General features: G+C 59.2%; 5 protein-coding genes. All 5 read left to right on the forward strand.

What is annotated here, in order from left to right; genetic code table 11:
• Window positions 1-15: 15 nt before the first annotated feature.
• The 5 genes from mobC to KBT70_RS13600 all read left to right on the forward strand — a co-directional run bounded on the left by mobC (window position 16) and on the right by KBT70_RS13600 (window position 3712).
• Window positions 16-444: a plasmid mobilization relaxosome protein MobC gene (mobC, locus tag KBT70_RS13580; protein WP_296634527.1), complete on the forward strand. Its 429-nt coding sequence runs from the start codon at window positions 16-18 to the stop codon at window positions 442-444.
• Window positions 438-1994 carry a relaxase/mobilization nuclease domain-containing protein gene (locus KBT70_RS13585; RefSeq protein WP_296634530.1) on the forward strand — a complete coding sequence of 519 codons (1557 nt, stop codon included), beginning with the start codon at window positions 438-440 and terminating at the stop codon, window positions 1992-1994. Before mobC ends, KBT70_RS13585 begins: the two co-directional genes overlap by 7 nt.
• Window positions 1995-2099: 105 nt before the next feature.
• Window positions 2100-2447, forward strand: a complete 348-nt coding sequence (locus tag KBT70_RS13590; protein WP_296634534.1) for a type II toxin-antitoxin system RelE/ParE family toxin — start codon at window positions 2100-2102, stop codon at window positions 2445-2447.
• A 1-nt stretch (window position 2448) separates the two neighbouring features.
• Complete coding sequence (locus KBT70_RS13595; protein WP_296634538.1) at window positions 2449-2778, forward strand: transcriptional regulator; 330 nt, start codon at window positions 2449-2451, stop codon at window positions 2776-2778.
• A gap of 229 nt (window positions 2779-3007) precedes the next feature.
• A complete protein-coding gene (locus KBT70_RS13600) occupies window positions 3008-3712 on the forward strand; it encodes a hypothetical protein (protein ID WP_296634541.1) in 705 nt (234 codons plus the stop codon).
• Window positions 3713-3828 lie beyond the last annotated feature (116 nt).

Raw genomic sequence — 3828 nt, forward strand, 5'->3', positions numbered from 1 at the left:
ACAGCAAGGCGACCCATGTCATACGCTGGCGCTGCTGACACGGGACCTTGCGAGGGGCGGCAAGCCTCCCCTTCGAACCCCACCGTCGCGGGAAAAGCCCGCGCAAAGGAGCCGCTGACGGAGACTTTCGTCTTCCGTTGCACGGCCAGCGAGAAGGCCCTGCTGCGCGCCAAGGCGGAGGCCGCAGGCCTGCCTGCCGCAACGCTCCTGCGTGAGGCGCTTGGCCTGACCGAGGCCCGCCGCCGCAAGCCCGTGCCGCGTGTCGATCCGGCGCTGGTGCTGGCCGTCGGGCGCATTGGCGGCAACCTCAACCAGATCGCGCGCTGGCTGAACCGCGCGATGCTGGTTGGCCGCACCGACCTCGACAGCCTGACCGTCGCGCGCCGCCTACTGGTGATCGAACGCCAGCTTGCCCAGATCGTTGAGGCGGCGCGGCGGTGCTGATCAAGTTTTTCCCCAACGGCAAAGGCGCGGGCGCGGGGCCGGTCGGCTATCTCGTGGCTGAGCGCGTGCTGGCCTACGACGGCAACCGCGACCTGGTCCGCGATGCCGACGGCCGGCCGTTGATGGTGACGCGCGATCCCTTGCCCGAGGTGCTGCGCGGCGATCCAAGCCTCACAGAGGCGCTGATAGACGCCAGCCGCCACCAGTGGACCTACCGCGCGGGCGTGATCAGCTTTGCCGCCGAGGACGCGCCGAGTGAGGCGCAGCAGGCCGAAGTCATAGATGCCTTCGAGCAGCTGGCCTTTGCCGGGCTGGACGGCGAGCAATACGATATGCTCTGGGTCCGTCACAGCCACGAGGACCGCGTCGAGTTGCACTTCTGCACCCCGCGCCTGGAGCTGACCACCGGGCGCAGCCTGAACATCGCGCCACCAGGCTATCAGGACGCCTTTGACAGCCTGCGCGATCTAATGAACCAGCGCCACGGCTGGGCCGATCCGATGGAGCTGGAGCGCGCGCAGGAGGTTCGAGACACCATCGAAGCCCCGACCCGCGCCCATGGCCGCGACGAGCTGCATGCGTGGATCCTCGATCAGGTCAGCGTCGGCCTAATCACCGACCGCGCAAGCATGGTCGATGCACTTGCCGATGCGGGCTTCGACCTGCCCCGCATGGGCAATGCCTACCTGACCGCGCAAGACCCCGAGACCGGCGAGCGCTGGCGCCTGAAAGGAGAGATTTTCCATGAAGACTGGCAAGCCGACCCGGCTGAGCGAGAAACTGAACGCGGAGCTGGACACGATACGCCAGGGCTACGCCGCCTCGATGGAATCCCAGCTGGAGAGCTTCAGGAGCGATTTGACGGCCATTGCGAACGACGCGCGGCGTACCATCGAGAGCGATACACGCCACTTTCTGAACGAGAACAGGAGCTTGTTCGAGACACGGACCGAACAGATCAGGCGCTGGCTGACGATCTCGCCTTGGGTGATCTCGGGGATAGTCGTGACGGGGATCGCCTCGATGATGGCCGCGAGTTGGTTCTGGACGTCCATGCTGACGCGCTCGGAGATAGCGGAACTGGGCCTGACGCGGATCGACCAGGAGGAGCAGACCTGGCTGACGCTGGACCCCGCCAGGACCGAGCTGAAGACCTGCACACTGGCCGGGACGCCGGTCATCTGCATCAAGATCGAGGAGAAATGAATGACGACGCCCCTGACAGCCTTGGAGCGCGACTTGCTCGCCTGCGTCGAGCGGTTGGTGACGGCCTGCGAAACATCAGCCGCGGAATTGAGCGGCTTGGAAGCGCGCTCGACGAAGAGGCTGCAAGCCCAGTTGGATGGTATCGCGGGTTGCGCGACGCTGCTCATACGCTCGCAGATCGCGTCAATGCAGGCGTTGCGTGGCTTGCTGAGCGAAGAGGCCACCTACAACGCGCTGGACGCGAAATTGAACGAGAGCTTGATGCTAGCGAGGGACGCCGAAGAACGGCTGAGACAGAGCTAGAGGTGCGGGATCGGGACATGGATCGGGAGCTGACGCATTGAAGGTGGGGGTTCGGTACGCACCATGCTAGAGCTTCGCAGATTCCGCGATTTGCCATGCTGCGGCATGGCAAGTCCGACCGTCACCCTTGACAATTGGTAACACATATGTCACCTAAATCCCAAGCGTTTGAGCTTGTTCTATACGTCACCGAAGACGGCAACGCGCCCTTCGAGGACTGGTTTGACAGCCTCGATACGGCTGCGGCGTTGAAGGTGAGAACTGCCCTTGCCCGGATCGAAACCGGCAACCTTGGCGATGTGAAGCCGGTCGGGCAAGGCGTGTCGGAACGGCGCATCCCGTTTGGCCCCGGTTACCGGGTCTATTTCGGGCAGGACGGTAACACGCTTGTGATTCTGCTCTGTGGCGGGACGAAGAAACGCCAGTCGAAGGACATCGAACAGGCCAAGCGCCACTGGGACGACTACAAGAATCGCAAGAAGCAAGGTGACTAACATGGCCCTGACAAGAAGTTTCAAGGAAACGATCAAGGCGCGCGCCGAGCGCGATCCCGAGTTTCGCATGGGCCTCTTCCGCGAGGCAATCGAAGCGATGCTCAGCGACGATTTGGAGACCGGCAAGGTGCTGCTGCGTGACTACGTCAACGCCACGGTGGGGTTTGAGGCTCTGGCTCAAGACATGGACAAGGACCCCAAAAGCCTGATGCGTATGCTCAGCGCCAAAGGGAACCCGCGTGCGGATAATCTGCTGGCGATGGTTGCCCGCTTGAAGCAGCGTGAAGGCGTGTCTTTTTCCATCACCCCGAATGACAGGATGCACGCGTAGCGTTTTGGCCAACCGTAACTTAGTTTCATGCATGAAATTTTGCAAAAGACATATGAAACGGGCAAGTGCTTGATCTGCAAGAAGGTAGGGGTTTTGCAATAGTCCTTATTTTTGCAAGAGCTTGACTCACACAGCCATCATAAGAAGGATGAAGAATGGTCAGGCTGTTGCCGGCGCAGCGGCCACAAGCCTCTCTTGAATCTATCGTTTTACTACAGAGTTCTCCAACATGAGTAACCTTCAAATGATCGTCACGTGTGCGGCATGCAAAAAACCTAAAAACAAAAAAACGAGTATTGTGGCTGTCGCCCAAATCTTCGCTCTATTTTTTCTTTTAATTTCAATCCCTCAAGTATCTCGTGCTGAGGAGTACAAGATACCACAGTTTGTGGTTGATGCGTGCATTATCGCGTCTCCTTTTATCGCCGCAGCACAAATTGCCACTTCTACTCCTACCAGTTCCGATGACGTCTTGAGCAATATAGTTGACCTAAAAAGTCTATACGACACACTGAATAACGAGCTTGTAACTCCCGAAAAGTGCCGCACTGTGCTTCCACAGGCCATTGCCGATCTTGATCTCTATATGTTCCGGCAAAGCCTTAAACTTTGTACGGATGCTGAGATTTCCGCTCTTGGCACAGACTATACGCGAGGTGGGTGGTACTGTAGCACGCTTAGCGCAGAAGATTGGCGGCAGTTCCGTGAGTGGCTGCCTACCGAGGAGGGGCAGGCATGGATCAAAGAGCGAACAGGCCTGACCGCCGAGGATGTATTTGTGCCTTCCCCTGCGTTCGATGTAAGCCAATATCTTGATACTCCTGCGGCTTTAGATGGCTGGTACCTTGTTGGTTCAGGAGGCGCTATAACCAACGATATAGGGTTCCAGTTGACTGCCGTATGTGAAGGAAATGCTACGCTTCTCTTAACTTGAGAACGGTGGTGCAAAATTAGACCACGGTAGCGCCGTCGTATTGGCGGTGCGGGCGGCGTAAAAGTCGTCCACTTTTTCCCTTCTTGCGGCGGCATGGAGGGCGAGGAGATATACAC

It is taken from the genome of Roseovarius sp. (genome assembly GCF_018066915.1).
GTDB lineage: Bacteria > Pseudomonadota > Alphaproteobacteria > Rhodobacterales > Rhodobacteraceae > Roseovarius.

Excerpts from the sequence above, each read along its gene's own strand:
- mobC (WP_296634527.1), top strand. The coding sequence starts at position 16 with ATGTCATACGCTGGCGCTGCTGACACGGGACCTTGCGAGGGGCGGCAA.
- KBT70_RS13590 (WP_296634534.1), top strand. The coding sequence starts at position 2,100 with ATGTCACCTAAATCCCAAGCGTTTGAGCTTGTTCTATACGTCACCGAA.
- KBT70_RS13595 (WP_296634538.1), top strand. The coding sequence starts at position 2,449 with ATGGCCCTGACAAGAAGTTTCAAGGAAACGATCAAGGCGCGCGCCGAG.
- KBT70_RS13600 (WP_296634541.1), top strand. The coding sequence starts at position 3,008 with ATGAGTAACCTTCAAATGATCGTCACGTGTGCGGCATGCAAAAAACCT.